At 64.9% G+C, this 18,134-nt stretch carries 22 protein-coding genes; 7 read left to right on the top strand and 15 right to left on the bottom strand.

Annotated elements, in window-relative coordinates; genetic code table 11:
* Nucleotides 1-6 precede the first annotated feature (6 nt).
* Together ACS7SF_RS15940 and ACS7SF_RS15935 are read left to right on the top strand one after the other, a co-directional pair.
* Nucleotides 7-741, top strand: coding sequence for a histidine phosphatase family protein (locus ACS7SF_RS15940; protein ID WP_439890661.1), 735 nt, complete (start codon nucleotides 7-9; stop codon nucleotides 739-741).
* Between the two features lie 38 nt (nucleotides 742-779).
* Nucleotides 780-1,865 carry a phosphotransferase gene (locus ACS7SF_RS15935; protein WP_439890660.1) on the top strand — a complete coding sequence of 362 codons (1,086 nt, stop codon included), beginning with the start codon at nucleotides 780-782 and terminating at the stop codon, nucleotides 1,863-1,865.
* A 9-nt stretch (nucleotides 1,866-1,874) separates the two neighbouring features.
* Here the strand turns inward: ACS7SF_RS15935 and ACS7SF_RS15930 are convergent, their stop codons facing one another.
* Both ACS7SF_RS15930 and ACS7SF_RS15925 read right to left on the bottom strand, forming a co-directional pair.
* Nucleotides 1,875-2,279 carry a glyoxalase gene (locus ACS7SF_RS15930; RefSeq protein ID WP_439890659.1) on the bottom strand — a complete coding sequence of 135 codons (405 nt, stop codon included), beginning with the start codon at nucleotides 2,277-2,279 and terminating at the stop codon, nucleotides 1,875-1,877.
* A complete protein-coding gene (locus ACS7SF_RS15925; RefSeq protein WP_439890658.1) occupies nucleotides 2,276-2,980 on the bottom strand; it encodes an SDR family oxidoreductase in 705 nt (234 codons plus the stop codon). Before ACS7SF_RS15925 ends, ACS7SF_RS15930 begins: the two co-directional genes overlap by 4 nt.
* A gap of 119 nt (nucleotides 2,981-3,099) precedes the next feature.
* Here ACS7SF_RS15925 and ACS7SF_RS15920 point away from each other — a divergent pair, with 119 nt between their 5' ends.
* Nucleotides 3,100-4,068, top strand: coding sequence for a LysR family transcriptional regulator (locus ACS7SF_RS15920; protein ID WP_439890657.1), 969 nt, complete (start codon nucleotides 3,100-3,102; stop codon nucleotides 4,066-4,068).
* Here the strand turns inward: ACS7SF_RS15920 and ACS7SF_RS15915 are convergent.
* Nucleotides 3,996-4,943: a LysR family transcriptional regulator gene (locus ACS7SF_RS15915; protein ID WP_426397987.1), complete on the bottom strand. Its 948-nt coding sequence runs from the start codon at nucleotides 4,941-4,943 to the stop codon at nucleotides 3,996-3,998. The two genes, ACS7SF_RS15920 and ACS7SF_RS15915, sit on opposite strands and share 73 nt — an antisense overlap.
* 67 nt (nucleotides 4,944-5,010) lie before the next feature.
* Between ACS7SF_RS15915 and ACS7SF_RS15910 the strand changes: the two genes are divergently transcribed.
* The 4 genes from ACS7SF_RS15910 to ACS7SF_RS15895 all read left to right on the top strand — a co-directional run bounded on the left by ACS7SF_RS15910 (nucleotide 5,011) and on the right by ACS7SF_RS15895 (nucleotide 8,361).
* Nucleotides 5,011-5,463 (top strand): PaaI family thioesterase, encoded by a 453-nt coding sequence (locus ACS7SF_RS15910; RefSeq protein WP_439890656.1) that lies wholly within the window; start codon nucleotides 5,011-5,013, stop codon nucleotides 5,461-5,463.
* 26 nt (nucleotides 5,464-5,489) lie between these two features.
* Nucleotides 5,490-6,749, top strand: coding sequence for an acyl-CoA dehydrogenase family protein (locus tag ACS7SF_RS15905; RefSeq protein ID WP_439890655.1), 1,260 nt, complete (start codon nucleotides 5,490-5,492; stop codon nucleotides 6,747-6,749).
* Nucleotides 6,750-6,888: 139 nt separating this feature from the next.
* The gene (locus ACS7SF_RS15900) at nucleotides 6,889-7,581 is read left to right on the top strand and encodes a glutathione S-transferase N-terminal domain-containing protein (RefSeq protein WP_439890654.1); all 693 of its coding nucleotides are present in this window, start codon (nucleotides 6,889-6,891) and stop codon (nucleotides 7,579-7,581) included.
* A 120-nt stretch (nucleotides 7,582-7,701) separates the two neighbouring features.
* Nucleotides 7,702-8,361 (top strand): methyltransferase family protein, encoded by a 660-nt coding sequence (locus tag ACS7SF_RS15895; protein WP_439890653.1) that lies wholly within the window; start codon nucleotides 7,702-7,704, stop codon nucleotides 8,359-8,361.
* Between the two features lie 13 nt (nucleotides 8,362-8,374).
* Here ACS7SF_RS15895 and ACS7SF_RS15890 read toward each other — a convergent pair whose 3' ends face one another.
* The 12 genes from ACS7SF_RS15890 to urtC all read right to left on the bottom strand — a co-directional run bounded on the left by ACS7SF_RS15890 (nucleotide 8,375) and on the right by urtC (nucleotide 18,133).
* A complete protein-coding gene (locus ACS7SF_RS15890) occupies nucleotides 8,375-8,683 on the bottom strand; it encodes a hypothetical protein (protein ID WP_426397980.1) in 309 nt (102 codons plus the stop codon).
* A gap of 74 nt (nucleotides 8,684-8,757) precedes the next feature.
* Nucleotides 8,758-9,378: an urease accessory protein UreG gene (gene ureG, locus ACS7SF_RS15885; protein ID WP_439890652.1), complete on the bottom strand. Its 621-nt coding sequence runs from the start codon at nucleotides 9,376-9,378 to the stop codon at nucleotides 8,758-8,760.
* Nucleotides 9,379-9,389: 11 nt separating this feature from the next.
* Nucleotides 9,390-10,079, bottom strand: coding sequence for an urease accessory protein UreF (locus tag ACS7SF_RS15880; protein ID WP_439892779.1), 690 nt, complete (start codon nucleotides 10,077-10,079; stop codon nucleotides 9,390-9,392).
* Nucleotides 10,072-10,722: an urease accessory protein UreE gene (gene ureE, locus ACS7SF_RS15875; RefSeq protein ID WP_439890651.1), complete on the bottom strand. Its 651-nt coding sequence runs from the start codon at nucleotides 10,720-10,722 to the stop codon at nucleotides 10,072-10,074. The genes ACS7SF_RS15880 and ureE overlap by 8 nt, the downstream gene beginning before the upstream one ends.
* A 628-nt stretch (nucleotides 10,723-11,350) precedes the next feature.
* A complete protein-coding gene (ureC, locus tag ACS7SF_RS15870) occupies nucleotides 11,351-13,069 on the bottom strand; it encodes an urease subunit alpha (RefSeq protein ID WP_439890650.1) in 1,719 nt (572 codons plus the stop codon).
* 22 nt (nucleotides 13,070-13,091) lie between these two features.
* A complete protein-coding gene (locus ACS7SF_RS15865) occupies nucleotides 13,092-13,397 on the bottom strand; it encodes an urease subunit beta (RefSeq protein ID WP_439890649.1) in 306 nt (101 codons plus the stop codon).
* A gap of 15 nt (nucleotides 13,398-13,412) precedes the next feature.
* Entirely contained in the window at nucleotides 13,413-14,030 is a 618-nt protein-coding gene (locus ACS7SF_RS15860; RefSeq protein WP_439890648.1) for a HupE/UreJ family protein, read from the bottom strand.
* 24 nt (nucleotides 14,031-14,054) lie between these two features.
* Nucleotides 14,055-14,357: an urease subunit gamma gene (gene ureA, locus ACS7SF_RS15855; RefSeq protein WP_045787191.1), complete on the bottom strand. Its 303-nt coding sequence runs from the start codon at nucleotides 14,355-14,357 to the stop codon at nucleotides 14,055-14,057.
* 52 nt (nucleotides 14,358-14,409) lie between these two features.
* Nucleotides 14,410-15,297: an urease accessory protein UreD gene (locus ACS7SF_RS15850; protein WP_439890647.1), complete on the bottom strand. Its 888-nt coding sequence runs from the start codon at nucleotides 15,295-15,297 to the stop codon at nucleotides 14,410-14,412.
* Between the two features lie 99 nt (nucleotides 15,298-15,396).
* Nucleotides 15,397-16,089: an urea ABC transporter ATP-binding subunit UrtE gene (urtE, locus tag ACS7SF_RS15845; RefSeq protein ID WP_439890646.1), complete on the bottom strand. Its 693-nt coding sequence runs from the start codon at nucleotides 16,087-16,089 to the stop codon at nucleotides 15,397-15,399.
* A gap of 11 nt (nucleotides 16,090-16,100) precedes the next feature.
* Nucleotides 16,101-16,952, bottom strand: coding sequence for an urea ABC transporter ATP-binding protein UrtD (gene urtD, locus ACS7SF_RS15840; RefSeq protein WP_439890645.1), 852 nt, complete (start codon nucleotides 16,950-16,952; stop codon nucleotides 16,101-16,103).
* On the bottom strand, nucleotides 16,949-18,133 hold the full coding sequence (gene urtC / locus ACS7SF_RS15835; protein ID WP_439890644.1) for an urea ABC transporter permease subunit UrtC: 1,185 nt from the start codon (nucleotides 18,131-18,133) through the stop codon (nucleotides 16,949-16,951). The genes urtD and urtC overlap by 4 nt, the downstream gene beginning before the upstream one ends.
* Between the last annotated feature and the right edge of the window lies 1 nt (nucleotide 18,134).

Genomic DNA, 18,134 nt, shown 5'->3' with positions numbered 1-18,134 from the left:
AATCGCATGGTTCCCTTTCCCACACCCAAGCGCCGGCGCGTCTACCTGATGCGTCACGGCGCCGTGACGTACTTCGACGAAACCGGCCGCCCCGTTCCCTCACCCGAGAACGTGCCGCTCAACGAACTCGGCCGCAGCCAGACCACCGCTGCAGGCAAGATCTTTGCCGCCGAGAACATCGTCTTTGACCGCGTGATCGTCAGCGGCCTGCCGCGCACGGTGGAAACCGCGCAACGCGTGCTGGCCGAGATGCCTGCGATGCAGGAGCGCGGCATCACGCTCGAACACTGGCCCGAGCTGCAGGAGATTCGCGGCGGCAAGCTGGCGGAGATTCCCGAGCATGAACTCGCGCAAGCCTTCATCGGCGCGTTTGAAGGCACGGTGCGCGAAGACCGCCGCTTCCTGAACGGCGAGAGCATCGGCGAATTCCTCGACCGCGTGATTCCGGCCATTGCACGCCTGCGCGCCCTGCCCGACTGGGACACCGTGCTGCTCGTGCTACACGGCGGCACCAACCGCGCGATCCTCTCGCACGCCATCACCGGCGGGGAGCGCGTGTTCTTCGGCAGCCTCGCACAGACCGCCGGCTGCATCAACGTGCTCGATGTCGGCGACGCCCCGACCGACTGGGTGCTGCGCATGAGCAATTTCTCGCCGCCCTCGCCCACGCATCTCGGCTCACGGCTGACGACAATGGAGGTGCTGCTGCAGGAATACCTCCGCCATCGCCAGCCGACCTGAACTTTCCACGACACACAACAAGATTCGGAGACACACCCATGGCACAGACGGAGCAGGATTTCTCGGCATTCGAAGGCACGCGCCCGGTGGCGGAACAGCAGAAGTTCGACATCGATGCGATGGAAGCGTGGATGCGCGAACACGTGGAAGGCTTTGCCGGCCCGCTCAGCGTGGAGCAGTTCAAGGGCGGCCAGTCGAATCCGACGTTCAAGCTGATCACACCATCGCGTACGTATGTGATGCGCGCGAAACCGGGGCCGAAGGCGAAGCTGCTGCCGTCTGCGCACGCCATCGAACGCGAATACCGCGTGATGGATGCGCTCGCCAAAACCGACGTGCCTGTCGCCAAAATGTATGCGCTCTGCGAAGACGAAGCCGTGATCGGCCGCGCCTTCTACATCATGGAGTTCGTGCAGGGCCGCGTGCTGTGGGACCAGGCCCTGCCCGGCATGGCGCCCGCCGAGCGCACCGCCATCTACGACGAGATGAATCGCGTCATCTCCGCGCTGCACACGGTGGACTACGCCGCCATCGGCCTGGCGGATTACGGCAAGCCCGGCAACTACTTCGCGCGTCAGATCGAGCGCTGGAGCAAGCAGTACAAGCTGTCGGAAACCGAATCGATTCCGGCGATGGACAACCTGATCGAATGGCTGCCCAAGCACGTGCCGCAAGAGGCCGAGGAAGTCACCAGCATCGTCCACGGCGACTACCGGCTCGACAACCTGATCTTCCATCCGACCGAGCCGCGCGTGCTGGCCATCCTCGACTGGGAGCTGTCGACGCTGGGCCACCCGCTGGCCGACTTCAGCTACCACTGCATGAGCTGGCACATCGAGCCGGGGCAGTTCCGCGGCGTGGCGGGGTTGGACTTCAAGGCGCTAGGCATTCCCACCGAAGCCGAGTACATCCGCCAATACGAAGAACGCACCGGCCGCCGCATCACGGGGGACTGGAACTTCTACCTCGCCTACAACATGTTCCGCATTGCCGGCATCCTGCAGGGGATCATGAAGCGCGTGGTGGACGGCACGGCGTCTTCGGCGCAGGCGCTGGAAGCGGGCAAGCGCGCCCGCCCGATGGCCGAGCTGGGCTGGAAATACGCCCAGCAGGCCGGCGCCTGATTCAGCGGTTCATTCGTACTCGCGCGCTGCTTCCAACGGACCGGACAGCGGCGCTTCCAGCTCCAGCACCACCCCGCCCGGCAACTGCACAAAGATCTGTGCGGCAGGCCGCGCGGGGTGTTTTCTTACGTGGTGCTGCATGCCACTTTCACGCACCGCCGCCAGCACGTCGGCCGCATCCTTCTTGGTGCGGAATGCGATGTGCGAAAACACCAGCTCGGGGACGTCGCCTTCCTTGTCCACGAGATGCACCAGCGCATCGTCGTTCTGGTACAGCCAGGTGCCGGGAAACGGAAACGCCGGACGAGGCCCCGGCTTCCAGCCGAGCACATCGGCGAAGAGTTTCAGGATGGGCGCATCACCGCTCACGTGAAAGTTCACATGGTCGAATGTCCAATCGCTGTCGGATGTCATAGCAAACCGCCTCCTTCAATGTCGATGATGGCGCCGGTCATGAAGCCGTTGGTCATGGCCAGCAGATAGCCTTGGGCGAGGTCGTCCGGCGTGCCGACGCGGCCGACCGGCAGCCCGCTGCCGATGCGCGCGAGCATAGCTTGGCGATCGGCCGGCGCGCCCCACACCTCGGTGTCGACGACGCCGGGGCTGACCACGTTGACGCGGCGTGGCGCCAGTTCCTTGGCGAGATTCTTGGCCGCCGCTTCCACGGCGGCGTTGATCGAGCCACGCAGCAACCCGGTCGCCGTTGCCTTGCGCGAGAGCAGACCCGACGTGAGCGTAATCGACGCGCGCTCCGCCAGATGCGGCAACGCAGCCTGCACGGCCATCAGCGCGGCAAACAGCTTGGTGCCGAAGCCCTGTTCCAGGTCAGCACGTTGCAGCAACGCGAACGGCGGTGGGCTCGTGCGCGAGCCGATGGTGATGATGAGATGGTCGATCTGGCCGCCGGCCGCTGCCTGCGCCAAGGCGCTCGATAGCGCTGCAGTGTCGTTCGCGTCCACGGCTATCCCATCGAGACCGCCCTCCGTCTTGGCCGATCGGCCCAGCACCGTCACGCGTGCGCCTGCCGCCAAGGCTGCTCGTGCCACCGCCTGCCCAATGCCCGCCGTGCCACCCAACACCACCACCGACTGGTCCTGCAAGGTCTTCGAAGTCATGCCAACGCTCCTTTGAAAAGAAGAAAGAAAAACCGTCCATCGATTGGGGCCATTCTTTCATCAAACAAGAACGAGACAATCTGGCTATGCTTTGATGATTCTCCAAATCCGCTTTGACAATGATCGCCCTCGACGACCTCCGCCTGCTGGTGCGCATTGCTGACGCCGGCAATCTGTCCGCCGCCGCACGCCAACTCGGCTGGCTGCCCGCCACGGCCAGCGCCGCACTCAAGCGTGTAGAGACTGAACTCGGCGCGCGCCTGTTCGAGCGCACCACACGCAGCATGCGCCCCACCGAGGCCGGCCAGCGTTATCTAGGGTATGCAAGGCAAGCGCTGGAGGCGCTGGACGAAGGTGCCGAAAGCCTCGGCCAGGATCGCACCGAACTGTCCGGCCCCATCCGGATCGCGGCCACATCCGACCTGGGCCGGCACATCCTCCGCCCATGGCTGGATGCGTTCTGCGACGAACATCCCGGCGTGCGCATCACGCTGGTGCTGGGCGACCGGCTGGCCGACCTGATGCGCGAAGACCTCGACTTCGCGCTGCGCTATGGGAATCTGCAGGATTCGGCACTGGTGCGGCGGCCGCTGGCGTCGCATCCGCGCGTGATCGTCGGCGCGCCGTCGTACTTCAAGCAGCATGGCCGCCCCGCGCACCCCAGCGATCTGGCCGACCACCGTTGCCTGATCCTCCTGCGCAATGGCGAGCCCGTCACGCGCTGGCAGCTCACGCATGCGAGCAGCCCCGCCCCCATCGACGTGCGCGGCGATTTCCAATGCGATGACGGTGCCGTCGTGCGCGACTGGGCCGTCGCCGGACGCGGCTTGGCGTTCAAGTCATGGCTGGATGTCGCGCAGGATGTGTTCGCGGGCCGGTTGGAACTCGCGCTGCCCGCCTGGAGCCACGCGCCGACACCGCTTCAACTCATCAGCCTGGCGCGGCGCCATCGCCCCGCGCGGCTGACGGCTTGCGCGGACTTTCTCGCCGCGCGCTTTGCCGAGTTCAGTGCGCGTTATCCGTTCCCGTCAGCAAAGGCGGCGGCAGCGTCGTCCAAAGCCACCTCCGCCATCGCGGCGAACACGTGATCGCGCAGCCAGCGGCTGGCGGCATCCTGGTCGCTGTTGGTATGCCAGTACAGATACAACTCCAGCGGCTGCACGTTGAATGGCAGCGGCAGCATCACGTTGCCATACGGCTCGTTGGCGATGCGCGCGTAACGAATCGGCAGCGTGGCCAGCAAGTCGGTGCAGCTCACCACGCGGCAGGCAGCGGGGTAATGCTGGCAACGTAGCCGTACGCGCCGCTCATGCCCCAGCCGGCGCAACTCCACATCTTCCAACCCCGCCCCGCGGCGCCGCGATGACACCTGCACGTGCTCGCACGCCAGGTAGCGCTCCAGCGTCAACGGCCCGTTTGCGATGGGGTGACCAGGGCGCGCCAGCACCACCATCGGATCACTCAGCAGCGGGGCATGGCGGATGGCCGGCGACGTCGGCAGCAGGATGTCCGCCGCCGCGTCGATGGTCCCGGCCAGCAACTCGGCTTCCAGCTGGCGGCGGTCGCCACGCGCGGTCGTCACGTCGATACGCGGCGCCTCCTTGGCGATGGCGGCCATGAGCGGCGGCAGCAGTGTCGCCTCCAGCGCATCGCGCATCGACAGCGTGAAGCGGCGCTCGCTCGTGGCCGGGTCAAAGCGTGTGCCCTCGCGCAAGGTGCGCTCGAACCCCCGCAGTGCCGTCCGCACCTCGGCGATGAGCGTGCGGGCCAGCGGCGTCGGCACCATGCCCTGCCCGCGCCGCTCGAACAGCGCATCGTCAAACAGCTCCCGCAGCCGCCCCAGCGCGTGGCTGACGGCCGGTTGGGTCAGGTTGAGCGTGCGCGCAGCCGCCGTGATCCCACCTTCCGTGTAGATGGCATCGAAGACAACGAACAGGTTCAGGTCCACCCGGGAGATATGCATAGCGTTGATGAACGGCAATCCACGAAATTCATTTTTCTTATTGTAGGCGAAGGCTTATGCTGGCCGCATGACAAGTGACCCGACCGCGCTCACCGTACCGACCGGCTTTGAAAAGCTGGTCAAGCCGAGCCCCTTCCTGACGATGCTGGGGCCGGTCTACGCACGTGCGATGGGGCCAAATGCGGGCACATCCATGGTGATGGGCTTTCATGTGCTGGAGCACCACCTGAACCGGCGCGGCATCCTGCACGGCGGCGTGGTGGCCTCGCTGGCCGATGCGGCGCTGGGTTACTGCCTGGCCGAACCCGGCGACGGCACAGGCGGCGCGATCGCCATGTCCACCGCCAGCCTCACCGTGGATTTCATCGCCTCAGCAGGTATTGGCGACTGGATCGAGATCACCCCGGAAGGGTTGCGCACCGGCAGCAAGCTGGCTTTTGCGCAAGCCCTCTTCCACCGTGGCGACCGCTTGATTGCCCGCGCGAGCGCCGTGTTTGCCGTACTGAGCGGCCCCGCCTGAACGATTCGACTTTCGGAGGAGACACCATGAATTTCGACTACACGCCCAAGGTCAAGGAGATGCAGGAACGCCTGCTCGCCTTCTTCGACCAGCACATCTACCCGAACGAGCATCGCTTCCATGAAGAGGTCGAAGCCAATCGCCGGGCCGGCAACGCGTGGATCCCCACCAAGGTCATCGAAGAACTCAAGCCGCTGGCACGCAAGGCCGGGCTGTGGAACCTGTTCCTGCCGCGTTCGCCGCGCGCACCGGAAGGCCTGTCGAACCTCGAATACGCCCCACTGTGCGAAATCATGGGCCGCGTGCCCTGGGCGCCCGAAGTGTTCAACTGCTCCGCGCCGGACACAGGCAACATGGAAACGCTGGAGCGCTACGCATCCGAAGAACTGAAAGACCGCTGGCTGGAGCCGCTGCTGCGCGGCGAGATCCGCTCGGCCTTCCTGATGACCGAGCCGGCCGTGGCCTCGTCGGACGCCACCAACATCGAATGCCGCATCGAACGCCAGGGCGATGAGTACGTCATCAACGGCCGCAAGTGGTGGTCGTCGGGCGCCGGCGACCCGCGCTGCGCCGTCTACATCGTCATGGGCAAGACCAACCCGGACGCTGGCCGCCACGAGCAGCAATCGATGATCGTGGTGCCGGCCGATGCGCCGGGTATCACCGTCATGCGCCCGCTAAGCGTGTTCGGTTACGACGACGCGCCGCACGGCCACATGGAAGTCGACCTCAAGAACGTGCGCGTGCCGGTCGGCAACATCCTGCTGGGTGAAGGCCGCGGCTTCGAGATCGCGCAAGGCCGCCTGGGCCCGGGCCGTATCCACCACTGCATGCGCAGCATCGGCGTGGCCGAGCGCGCGTTGGAACTGATGTGCAAGCGCTTGAGCTCGCGCATCGCATTCGGCAAGGCCATCGCGCAGCACAGCGTCTGGCACGAGCGCATTGCCGAGGCGCGCTGCATGATTGAACAGGCTCGCCTGCTCACGCTCAAGGCCGCGTACATGATGGACACCGTCGGCAACAAGGTCGCCAAGGCGGAGATTGCGATGATCAAGGTCGTGGCCCCGAACATCGCCTGCCAGATCGTCGATTGGGCGATCCAGGCGCACGGCGGCGGCGGCGTGTCGGGCGACTTCCCGCTCGCGTCAGCCTACGCGCACCAGCGCACGCTGCGCTTGGCCGATGGCCCGGACGAAGTGCACCGCGCGGCCATTGCCAAGCTGGAACTCGCCAAGCACCTGCATCTGAAGGACGTTGCCGATATGCCGGTCACGCGCGGCGCCTGATTACCGCACGCGAGAAAGATCACTCCTTGACCCCGCCCCGAGCGGGGATTTTTTTGCCTGCGCGCGTCGTCTGCGCGTTTTGGCGTTCTGTGCTTGAATGACCGGCTCTCTCCCCCTCTCGTTCAGGAGCACGCAAGTCATGATCGACGTCTATAGCTGGGCCACGCCCAACGGGCACAAAGTGCACATCATGCTGGAGGAATGCGGGCTGCCTTACCGCGTTCACGGCATCAACATCGGTGCCGGCGACCAGTTCAAGCCCGACTTCCTCAAGATCAGCCCCAACAACAAGATCCCGGCCATCGTCGATCAGGATGGCCCGGACGGCAAACCCATCTCGCTGTTCGAATCGGGCGCGATCCTGCTGTACCTCGCCGGCAAGACGGGCAAGTTCCTGCCCGACGATGTGCGCGGCAAGTACGAAGTGCTGCAGTGGCTGATGTTCCAGATGGGCGGCGTCGGCCCGATGCTCGGCCAGACGCACCACTTCCGCATCTACGCGCCCGAGAAGATCGAGTACGCGATCAACCGCTACAGCAACGAAGCCAAGCGCCTGTATGGCGTGATCGACAAGCGCCTGGGCGAATCGAAATTCCTCGGCGGCGCGGATTACTCCATCGCCGACATCGCCACGTGGCCATGGCTGCGCAGCTGGAAGAACCAGGGCATCGAGCTGTCGGATTATCCGAAGCTGCAGCGCTGGTTTGAGGCCATTGAAGAACGCCCCGCCGTGCAGCGCGCGGTGAAGGTGCTGGCCAAGGAACGCCCCGCCGTGCAGGACGACAAGGCGAAGGAGATCCTGTTTGGCGCGACGCAGTACGAGCGTCGTTGATTCGCCCGTCTTGCTCCAGGAAACAGGCCGCGTGATGCGGCCTTTTCTTTTGGGAGCCGTCAATGCGCGCGCCTTTCTGGCCGCCTACACTGGCCTCACACCTGTTCTTGCGTGAATGCCATGGCAGCGTCTCCCAAGCTCGGCCTCGCGGCCATTGTTTCCGTAGCCGGTTATCTCGGTCTCGCAGCCTTGGGCTGGGGCGGTGTGGGCTCGCTGCTCGCGCATCCTGCTCGGGTCGCGCTTGTCGTGGTGACGGTGCTGCTGACCATCGCGGCGCTGTTTGCAGGCGGCAACCTCAGCGCAGGGGAACGGGAAGACCGATCCAATCGGTGGGTGCTGCCGGTGTTCGGCGTGATCGGCTTGGCGAGTGCATGGCTGCCCGCCTACACCGACCGGCATGACCTCTGGTGCATCGACGGCGATGCCGTGCGGTGGCTGGGCGTCGTGCTCTATGCCGCTGGTGGCGCGCTGCGGCTGTGGCCTGTGTATGTACTGGGGAATCGGTTCAGCGGGCTGGTGGCGATTCAACCCGGCCATACGCTAGTGACGAGCGGCATCTATCGGTATGTGCGCAACCCGAGCTACCTGGGGTTGCTGGTGACCACGCTGGGGTGGGGGCTAGGTTTCCGCGCACTGGCCGGCGTGGTGCTGACGCTGCTGCTCATTCCCCCGCTGATAGCCCGCATGCACGCCGAAGAAGCGCTGCTGCACTCGCAGTTTGGCGCGGAGTACGACGCATATCGCGCCCGGACCTGGCGGTTGATTCCTTGGCTCTATTAGATTGGCTTCGCGCTCAGCCCTGCCCGCCTAAAGCGAAGCACTGCACATCCGGTGCGGTATAGGGCGTTGGATACGGCGACCTCGGCCCCACCTCCAACCGCATCGGTTGTAGCGCCAGCACCTCGGCTTCATTGCGCTCGCGCGTGGTGAGTGCCGGACCCGGCGGGTTGGGCGGCGCCAGGGGCTGGTTGACGGCGCAACGCACCGGCTTGCCGTCATGCAGCCGCACATCCATGGTGTAAGACGGCCCAGATGGCAGCGGTGTACACGCCACGGCACTCCACACCAGTCCCGTCAGCACGATCCAGAGACGCGAGCCCATTCGGCACCTCCAAACTTTGCGCACACCGTACGGTTTGACTCGCCCTGTCACCGCGAGTGCCGACATCGCACGCTTCAGGCGGCCAGCATTCCCTGCTGCTCAATGAAGCGGATCACCGCATCCAGCCCACCCTGCGCCCGCAGATTGCACATCACAAACGGGCGATCCCCGCGCATCTTGCGCGTGTCGCTCTCCATCACCTCCAGATTGGCGCCAACGTACGGCGCCAGGTCCGTCTTGTTGATAATGAGCAGATCCGACTTGGTGATGCCCGGTCCACCCTTGCGCGGGATCTTCTCCCCACCTGCCACGTCGATCACGTAAATCGTCAGGTCCGACAGCTCGGGGCTGAACGTGGCAGCGAGGTTGTCGCCACCGGATTCGATGAAGACAACATCCGCATCCGGAAACTTGGCCAGCATGCGATTCACCGCTTCCAGGTTGATCGACGCATCTTCGCGAATGGCGGTGTGTGGGCAACCGCCCGTCTCCACGCCCATGATGCGATCGGCCGGCAGCGCACCGGAGATCGTCAGCAAGCGCTGGTCTTCCTTGGTGTAAATGTCGTTGGTGATCGCCACGAGGTCGTAGCGCTCGCGCATGGCCTTGCAGAGCATCTCCAGCAGCGTGGTCTTGCCGGAGCCCACCGGGCCGCCCACGCCAACACGCAGGGCAGGAAGTTTCTTGGTACGCATGATGGTCAGATTCAGGATCGAAAGAGTCTTGAGTATTGCGCTTCATGGCGGGCTGACAACACGCCAAGCCCAGGTGAAAACGTTGACAGTTCAGGCGGATGACACGCCGCGCGTCGCGTGGCTTCTTCCACCGCGCGTGCCACCGCTGCATGCAAACCGAACAGGATGCGTTGCCCTGCCGCCTGCCCGAGCGGCACGGCCTTCACCGCCGCCGCCATCTGGTTTTCCACCCACGCAAAGCAGTACGCCGTCACGCCATCGTGCGGATCGACATTCAGCGCGGCAGCCGCCGCCGCAAAGGCCGTCGGAAACGTCACCGATGCATGTGCCGACAACGCGGCACGCAAGGCATCGTCGCCCCAGCCCATCTGCTGGATCAGGCGATTGAGCGACCAGCCCATCTGCGAAGTTTCCAGCCGCAGCTCGCGCGTTTCACGCGTGGCGAGAAACCACGCATCGCGCTCGGCCACGGCATCGAAGCGGCCGGCTTGCCAGTCGGCAAATTGCAGCAGCCACAGCGGTGCCTCGCACGCGGCGAGCACGTCGAGGCCTTCGGCAATCCACTGCGCGGCCGACGCCTCATCGGCCACGTGCCGCACGTCCACCGCCGCCTCCAGCCCTTGCGAATAGCTGAACGCGCCCACCGGCAGCGCCGGGGATGCGAGGTGCAGCAAGGCGGTCAGTTGGGCAACGCTAGTCATGGTGATGGTGGTGATGACCGCAGCCGGGGCCGTGCACGTGACCATGGCTGTGATCATGATCGTGTGCGTGATCGTGGCCATGAGCGTGGCTGTGATCGTGGTCGTGCGAATGACCGTGGTCGTGCCCGTGATGCTCGTTGTACAGCGCCTGCGCTGCGGCGTAGTCCTCTTCGAACGTCGCATCGTGGCCATGGCGATGGCCGCCGCCGTACGCACCCGCTTCGGGCTCGAACGGCGCTTCCACGTGCGCGACGGTCACGCCCAGGCGCACGAGCATGTCTTCGAGCACCGGATCGGCTTCGAGCTGCAGCGCGTCGGCGCTCACTTGCACGGGCGTGTGGCGATTGCCGAGGTGGTAGGCGGCGCGCATCAGGGCGAGGCGGTTCTCGCTGGTGACGCGCAGCACTTGCTCGGGCGCGGCCTGCACTTCCACCAGCGTGCCGTCTTCGGCTACCAGCACATCGCCGCCGCGCATGACGGTGCCACGTGGCAGGACGACGGCGACCTCGCGGCCATCGTCCAGCGTCGCGCGTAGGCGGCTGCGGCTGCGCTCCAGAAACGGCAGTACCAGCTTGGGCGCGCGCTTGACCAGCACGGAGGCCAGGCCGTGTGGCGCAGGGAGGTGTTTGGTGATGGAAAGCATGGTCAGTATTCGTTCATGATTTAGCGCGGGTGGTCCATTCCTTGTTTCATCCCCTGCCGGGGCTGACTCACTTTCTTTGTCTTGCCAAAGAAAGTAAGCAAAGAAAGGCGCGCCCGAGATGGCGACCCCCTCCTTGAATTTCTGTCGCAGGGAGGGGAAGGGAAAAACTCGCTTCGCTCAAACAGTTTCCCTTCCTTTTTCCTCCCTGCAACAGAAATTCAAGGCGCCATCTAGGGCAGTGAACAGCAAACAATCTCCTGCTCGTGCACCACTCCGTATTGCAGATCAACTCTCGTACTACAAAGCTCGCATTGCGCACACGCACTGCTATGCACGCATCACGCGAGCTTTGGCACCCACACACGTTCCGCGACGGTTTGGCCTTTGACGTTCCTGCCCTTGATGGCGCCTTGAATTTTCGTAAGCGGGCGGAAAAAAGGCCGGGAACTGTCTGAGCGCAGCGAGTTTTCCCGGCCTCCGCCCGGTTACGCAAATTCAAGGAGGCTTTCGCCATCTCGGGCGCGCATTTCTTTGGTTACTTTCTTTGGGCAAGACCAAAGAAAGTGACTCAGCCCCGGCAGGGGATGAAACAAGGGATGGACCACCAAGGCCCATCCCAAGCAAATCCTTAAAACAAAAAGTACCGCTGCGCCATCGGCAACACCTCAGCCGGCTCGCAAGTCAGCACAACACCATCCGCCACCACCTGATAAGTCTCCGGATCAACAGTAATGTCAGGCTGCCAGTCGTTATGAATCATGTCCGCCTTGGTGACAGTTCGCGTGCCCTTGACCACGGCGGTGGTCTTAGCCAACCCATACTGTTCCGCCACGCCAGCCGCAGCCGCTGACTGCGACAGAAAGCTCAACGAAGACCGGCCCAGCGCCCCACCCGCCGACCCAAACATCGGCCGATAGTGAACAGGCTGCGGCGTCGGAATCGACGCATTCGCATCGCCCATCGCAGCAGAAGCAATCATCCCGCCCTTCAAGATCAGGCTTGGCTTCACGCCAAAGAACGCCGGCTTCCACAGCACCAAGTCCGCCCACTTACCGACTTCGACCGAGCCGACTTCATGCGCAATGCCATGCGTGAGCGCCGGGTTGATCGTGTACTTGGCCACGTAGCGCTTGACGCGGAAGTTGTCATGCCCGCCGCGCGCATCGTTCGGGTCCCCCGCCAGCTTGCCGCGCTGCACCTTCATCTTGTGCGCGGTCTGCCAAGTGCGCAGCACCACTTCGCCCACGCGGCCCATCGCCTGCGAGTCGCTGGAGAGCATCGAGAACGCGCCCAGGTCGTGCAGGATGTCTTCCGCAGCAATCGTCTCGCGGCGGATACGGCTCTCGGCAAAGGCAATGTCTTCAGCAATGGACGCATCGAGGTGATGGCACACCATCAGCATGTCGAGATGCTCGTCCAGCGTGTTGACGGTGAACGGCCGCGTCGGGTTGGTCGACGACGGCAGCACGTTCGACTCACCGCACACGCGGATGATGTCCGGCGCGTGGCCGCCACCGGCGCCTTCTGTGTGATACGTGTGGATCGTGCGGCCTTTGAATGCGGCGACGGTCGCTTCCACAAAGCCCGATTCGTTCAACGTATCGGTGTGGATGGCGACCTGCGTGTCCGTGTCGTCCGCCACGCCCAGGCAGCAGTCGATGGCGGCGGGCGTGGAGCCCCAGTCCTCATGCAGCTTCAGGCCGATGGCGCCGGCGTCGACCTGCTCGCGCAGCGCGCCCGGCAGGCTGCCGTTGCCTTTGCCCAGGAAGCCGATGTTCATCGGATACGCATCGGCGGCTTGCAGCATGCGCTGCATGTACCACGGGCCCGGCGTGCAGGTGGTGGCATACGTGCCGGTGGCAGGGCCGGTGCCGCCGCCGATCATGGTCGTCACACCGCTGTTGAGCGCTTCGTCAATCTGCTGCGGGCAGATGAAGTGGATGTGCGTGTCCACACCGCCAGCCGTGACGATCATGCCCTCGCCCGCGATGATCTCGGTGCCCGGACCGATGACGATGGTTACGCCAGGCTGGATGTCCGGGTTGCCCGCCTTGCCGATCGCCGAGATGCGGCCGTGTTTCAGGCCAATGTCGGCCTTGACGATGCCCCAGTGGTCGATGATCAGCGCGTTGGTGATAACGGTGTCGGCGCAGTCTTTCGATTCGCGCTGGCTCTGGCCCATGCCGTCGCGGATGACCTTGCCGCCGCCGAATTTCACTTCTTCGCCGTAGAGGGTGAAGTCGCGTTCGACTTCGACGATGAGGTCGGTGTCGGCCAGGCGGAGGCGGTCCCCCGTGGTCGGGCCGAACATCTCCGCGTAGGCGCGGCGATCAATCTTGAGTGTCATGTCCGTTCCTTCTGCGTGAACTTCAGAGCTTGCCCATCACACGGCCGGCAAAGCCGTAGACCACCCGGTCACCGGACAGCGCCACGAGTTCAACCGTGCGCTCCTGCCCCGGCTCGAAGCGCACGGCGGTGCCGGCGGCGATGTTGAGCCGGTAGCCACGCGTGGCCTCGCGGTCAAAGCGCAGCGCGTCGTTTACCTCATAGAAGTGGTAGTGCGAGCCGATCTGCACGGGGCGGTCGCCGGTGTTGGCCACCGTGACCGTCAGCGTGGGCCGGCCGACGTTCAATTCCAAGTCGCCGTCTTGCGGCAGGAGTTCGCCGGGGATCATGGTGTGCCCTTTGCGTTAGATGGCGGCAGCCAGCAGGCTCGCGCCGTACAGCGCCACGCCCACGCCCGACAGGCGCGCCAGCCACGCCAGACGCGGCTTGAGTGCAAACCCTGCGCCAATGCCAGCGGTATGCAGCAGCGCCGTCGCCACGGCAAAACCGCCGACGAAGTACGGGAACATGGCCTGTGCTCCAGCCGGGAATTCCGTGCCGTGCGCATAGCCGTGGAACAGCGCGAACGCGCCGCACAGCAGTGCGCCGCCCCACGTCGGCAGTTGCGCGCGCGCGGCGATCAGCAGGCCGAACACCAGCAGCGATGCGGCGATCATCGGCTCGACCATCGGCAGCGCCATGCCGCCTGCGCCGAGCAGTGCGCCCATGACCATCAACGCAACAAAGGCGACCGGCGCCCACAGCGCATCCCGCACGGAGCGCGATGCAAGCGCACTCCACACGCCGACGGCCACCATCGCCAACAGGTGGTCGGCGCCCGTGAGCGGGTGCAGGAACCCGGCGAGCAGGCTGCCCTCCGCCGTGTGACCGGGGTGCCCCGGGTGGGCGAAGGCGATGGAGGCGCCAAACGTAAGCGCGATGGCCGCAGCGGGCCGGACGAAGCGAGACAGGAGTTGGGTCATGGCAGAACTCTTCGTAGAGGGCGTTTAAACAATCGGGTGGTGGACGGTGACCAGCTTGGTGCCGTCCGGGAATGTGGCTTCGACTTGGATATCGGGAATCATCTCGGCCACGCCGTCCATCACGTCATTGCGTGTGAGGAGCGTGGTGCCGTAGTGCATCAACTCGGCCACGGTGCGGCCGTCACGCGCGCCTTCCATGATGGCGGCGCTGATGAAGGCGACGGCTTCCGGGTAGTTGAGCTTGAGGCCGCGGCCCTTGCGGCGCTCGGCCAGCAAGGCGGCGGTGAAGATCAACAGCTTGTCTTTTTCGCGCGGGGTCAGTTCCACGAGGGGCTCTCTTCGGTGAGGTTCTTTGGAGTTTCCGTTGAACGACGCAGGGTCACGTCGCCCAAAGGCGCAGCGGACGGCCCGCTACGCCGTGCATCGGTTCGCGCAACGCAAGCCATGTCCGTGATAGCAACGCACGTGCATCTTCGGGCCGGCGTGCGAGCACGCGCAGCAGCAAAACGTTTGGCAATCCAGGCGCATCCTGCGTGAGACACGTCACGCCAGCGCGCAGGGTGTCGTTGTACGGCAGGTGTTCGGCCATCGTTTCTGCCAGGGCCTCGGTGGCGCCCTCACCTACCGCCCACAGCGTACCGACGACGTGGAAGCCGGCCATGCCCGTGGTCGCGTTCAACATGGGCGATTGCGCATCGAATGCGGCGGACTCGATCCACAGCGGTTGCCCGTTGCAGCGCAGTTCGGTTCGCATGGCGATGTGGCCTTCGGCCCACGACTCGCCGGCAGCGTGGCGGCCGAGCATGGTGGTGTCCCAGCCAATGGCCGTCGCCCCAGGTGCCAGGTCCAACGTCAGATCGATGATCGGGCACGCTTGGTTGAAGACGATGTTCTCCTGCGGCAGCCAATCGAGCCGCGCACCGTCATCCACGCGGATGGCGACGCGCTGCGTGGCCGTGCGGCCGAGCGACTTGTACCATTTGGTCGCGCCCGGCGTGGTCAGCACGGCATGCGCATCGGCACCCAGCTCGATGTCGATATCGAGCACATCGCCGCCGGCAATACCTGCTGGCGGATGCAGCATGACGACGTGGCAGATGCCTTCGCCTTCCGGGTACAGCGCCTTCTGCACACGCAGCGGCCCCTGGTGGCGGCACGCTGCCAGCACAGTCCGCTCGCCACGCCGCGCAAATGCCAAACGCAGGGAGGCTTCCCAGGACGCGAACGCGGCGGCCTGCGGCGGAAGTGGAAAATCGGGATGGCGCATCAGGCGTGCAGCACGGCGACTAGGAATTTTCTCATCATAGCCAGATGCCACCGCTTCCGCACACCCTGCATTCGACTTTTTTCGCAGCGCGGCGGTGCATCAAACGGCCACCAGATCACGCACACCGTCGGCTTCCATGTTGGCGCCATCGCCCTGGGCGACGACCTCGCCGCGGCTCATGACGACGTAGCGGTCGGCGATGCTGCGGGCGAAGTCGTAATACTGCTCGACCAGCAGCACCGACATGCCGAATTCATCGACCAACCGGCGCAGCGTGCGGCCGATCTCCTGAATGATCGACGGCTGGATGCCTTCAGTCGGCTCGTCGAGGATCAGCAGGCGCGGCTCGCTCATCAGCGCGCGGCCAATCGCCAGTTGCTGCTGCTGGCCGCCGGACAGATCACCGCCGCGCCGGCCCTTCATCTCCTTGAGCACAGGGAACAATTCGTAGATCGAATCCGGCACCTTGGATGGCGCACGCTTGGCCGCCGCACCAATCAGCAGGTTCTCTTCCACCGTCAGGCGCGGGAAAATCTCGCGGCCCTGCGGCACATAGGCGAGGCCCTGCGAGACGCGCTCATACGCGGGCAGCTTCTGGATCGCACGCCCTTCCCAATCGACGGTGCCGCTGGCGGTGGGCACCACGCCCATCAGGCACTTGAGCAGCGTCGTCTTGCCGACGCCGTTGCGGCCGAGCAGCGTGGTCAGCTTGCCCGTGGGCACCTCAAAGCTGACGTTGCGCAGGATATGGCTGCCGCCGTAGAACTGGTTCAGTTGAGCAATGGTCAGCATCGCATGTGTCCTTAACGCCCCAAGTACGATTCAATGACGCGCTCATCACGCTTGACGGCATCGAGCGTGCCTTCCGCCAGGACACTGCCTTCGGCCAGCACGGTCACGCGGCCTGTATCCCCCGCCAGCGCGGCGACGAACTCCATGTCGTGCTCCACCACCATGATCGAGCACGAGCCGCGCAGGCCGTTGAGCAGCGCGGCGAGCTGCATCGTCTCTTCGTCCGTCATGCCAGCGACAGGCTCGTCGAGCAGCAGCAGTTGCGGCTGTTGCATCAGCAGCATGCCGATCTCCAGCCGCTGCTTTTGCCCATGCGAGAGCAAACCGGCGGGCCGATACGCCTCCGCTTCCAGATGGATGCGGCCAAGCGTTTCTTCGATGCGCTGGCGGCCGTCGTTCAGCAGGCGCGCGCGCAGCGACACCCACCAGCGCTTGTCAGCCTTCATCGCCAGCTCCAGGTTTTCCCACACGGTGTGCTGCTCGAACACCGTGGGCTTCTGAAACTTGCGGCCGATGCCGATCTGCGCGATACGCGGCTCGGTCAGGCGCAGCAGGTCGATGCTCTGACCGAGGAAGACGCGACCTGTGACATCGGCATTGCGCGGCCCGGTCTTGCCGGTGATCACGTCCATCATCGTGGTCTTGCCCGCGCCGTTGGGGCCGATGATGCAGCGCAGCTCGCCGTGATCGATCGACAGCGTGAGCGCGTTCAGCGCGCGGAAGCCGCCAAAGCGCACGGTCACGTCTTCGAGATACAGGATGGCGCCGTGCGAGACGTCGATCTTGTCCGGCTCGACCAGATGGCCCATGCCGGTGGCAGTGCCTGTCTCCGCACGGTCAGGGAGTTCGGTAAACGTGCTCATGCGTGGTCTCCGGCGGGCGGTGCGGCTTTGGCGATGGGCTCGGCGGGCGCTTCCGCAAGGAGGACGTTCTCGCGCCGCAGTTGCCGGCGCAGCGTGCGCAGGCCCAGCACGCCGTTCGGTAGATACAGCGTCACCAGCACGAAGATCGCGCCCAGCACGAACAGCCAGTATTCCGGCACCCACGCCGTCAGCAACGTCTTAGCACCGTTGACGAGGAACGCGCCGATGATCGGGCCGATCAACGTGCCACGCCCACCGACGGCCACCCACACGGCCATTTCGATCGAGTTGCCCGGTGACATCTCGCCCGGATTGATGATGCCGACCTGCGGCACGTACAGCGCACCTGCGATGCCGCACAGCACCGCCGAGAACGTCCACACGAAGAGCTTGTAGCCGAGCGGGTTGTAGCCGGAGAACATCACGCGCGCCTCGGCATCCCGGATGGCCGTGACCACGCGCCCAAACTTGGACGTGACGATCGCGCGGCAGGCAATGAAGGCCAGCACCAGCGCAATAAACGTCGCGACAAACAGCACCGTACGCGTCGGCAACGCCCAAACCTGAAAGCCGAGGATGCGCTTGAAATCGGTAAAGCCGTTGTTGCCACCAAAGCCTGTTTCGTTGCGGAAGAACAGCAGCATGGCCGCATACGTCATCGCCTGCGTGATGATCGACAGGTACACGCCCTTCACCCGCGAGCGGAACGCAAAGAAGCCGAACAGCCACGCCAGCACACCGGGCACGAGAATCACCAGCAGCATCGCCCAGGCGAAGTGCTCGGTGCCATGCCAGAACCAGGGCAGTTCCTTCCAGTCGAGGAAGACCATGAAGTCCGGCAGGTCGCTCTTGTAGACGCCCTCGCGGCCGATGGAGCGCATGAGGTACATGCCCATCGCATAACCGCCCAGTGCGAAGAACAGCCCATGGCCGAGGCTGAGGATGCCGCAGTAGCCCCACACCAAGTCGAGCGCCAGCGCCGCCAGCGCGTAGCACATGATCTTGCCGACCAGCGTGAGCGCATACGCCGACAGATGCAGCGGGCTGCCCTCCGGCACCAGCAGCGCACACACCGGCGCCCCGATGCAGACGATGAGCGAGATCAGCACCAGCGCCGACCACCCGCGCCGCGACAGCAGCGGCATGCGCGGCGGAATATCGAGAGAGAACTTGGTCGTCATG

It is taken from the genome of Ralstonia sp. 25C (genome assembly GCF_051904805.1).
Lineage (GTDB): Bacteria > Pseudomonadota > Gammaproteobacteria > Burkholderiales > Burkholderiaceae > Ralstonia.
Note: the sequence above shows the minus strand (reverse complement) of the source record. Positions and strands in the feature narration are given on the sequence as shown.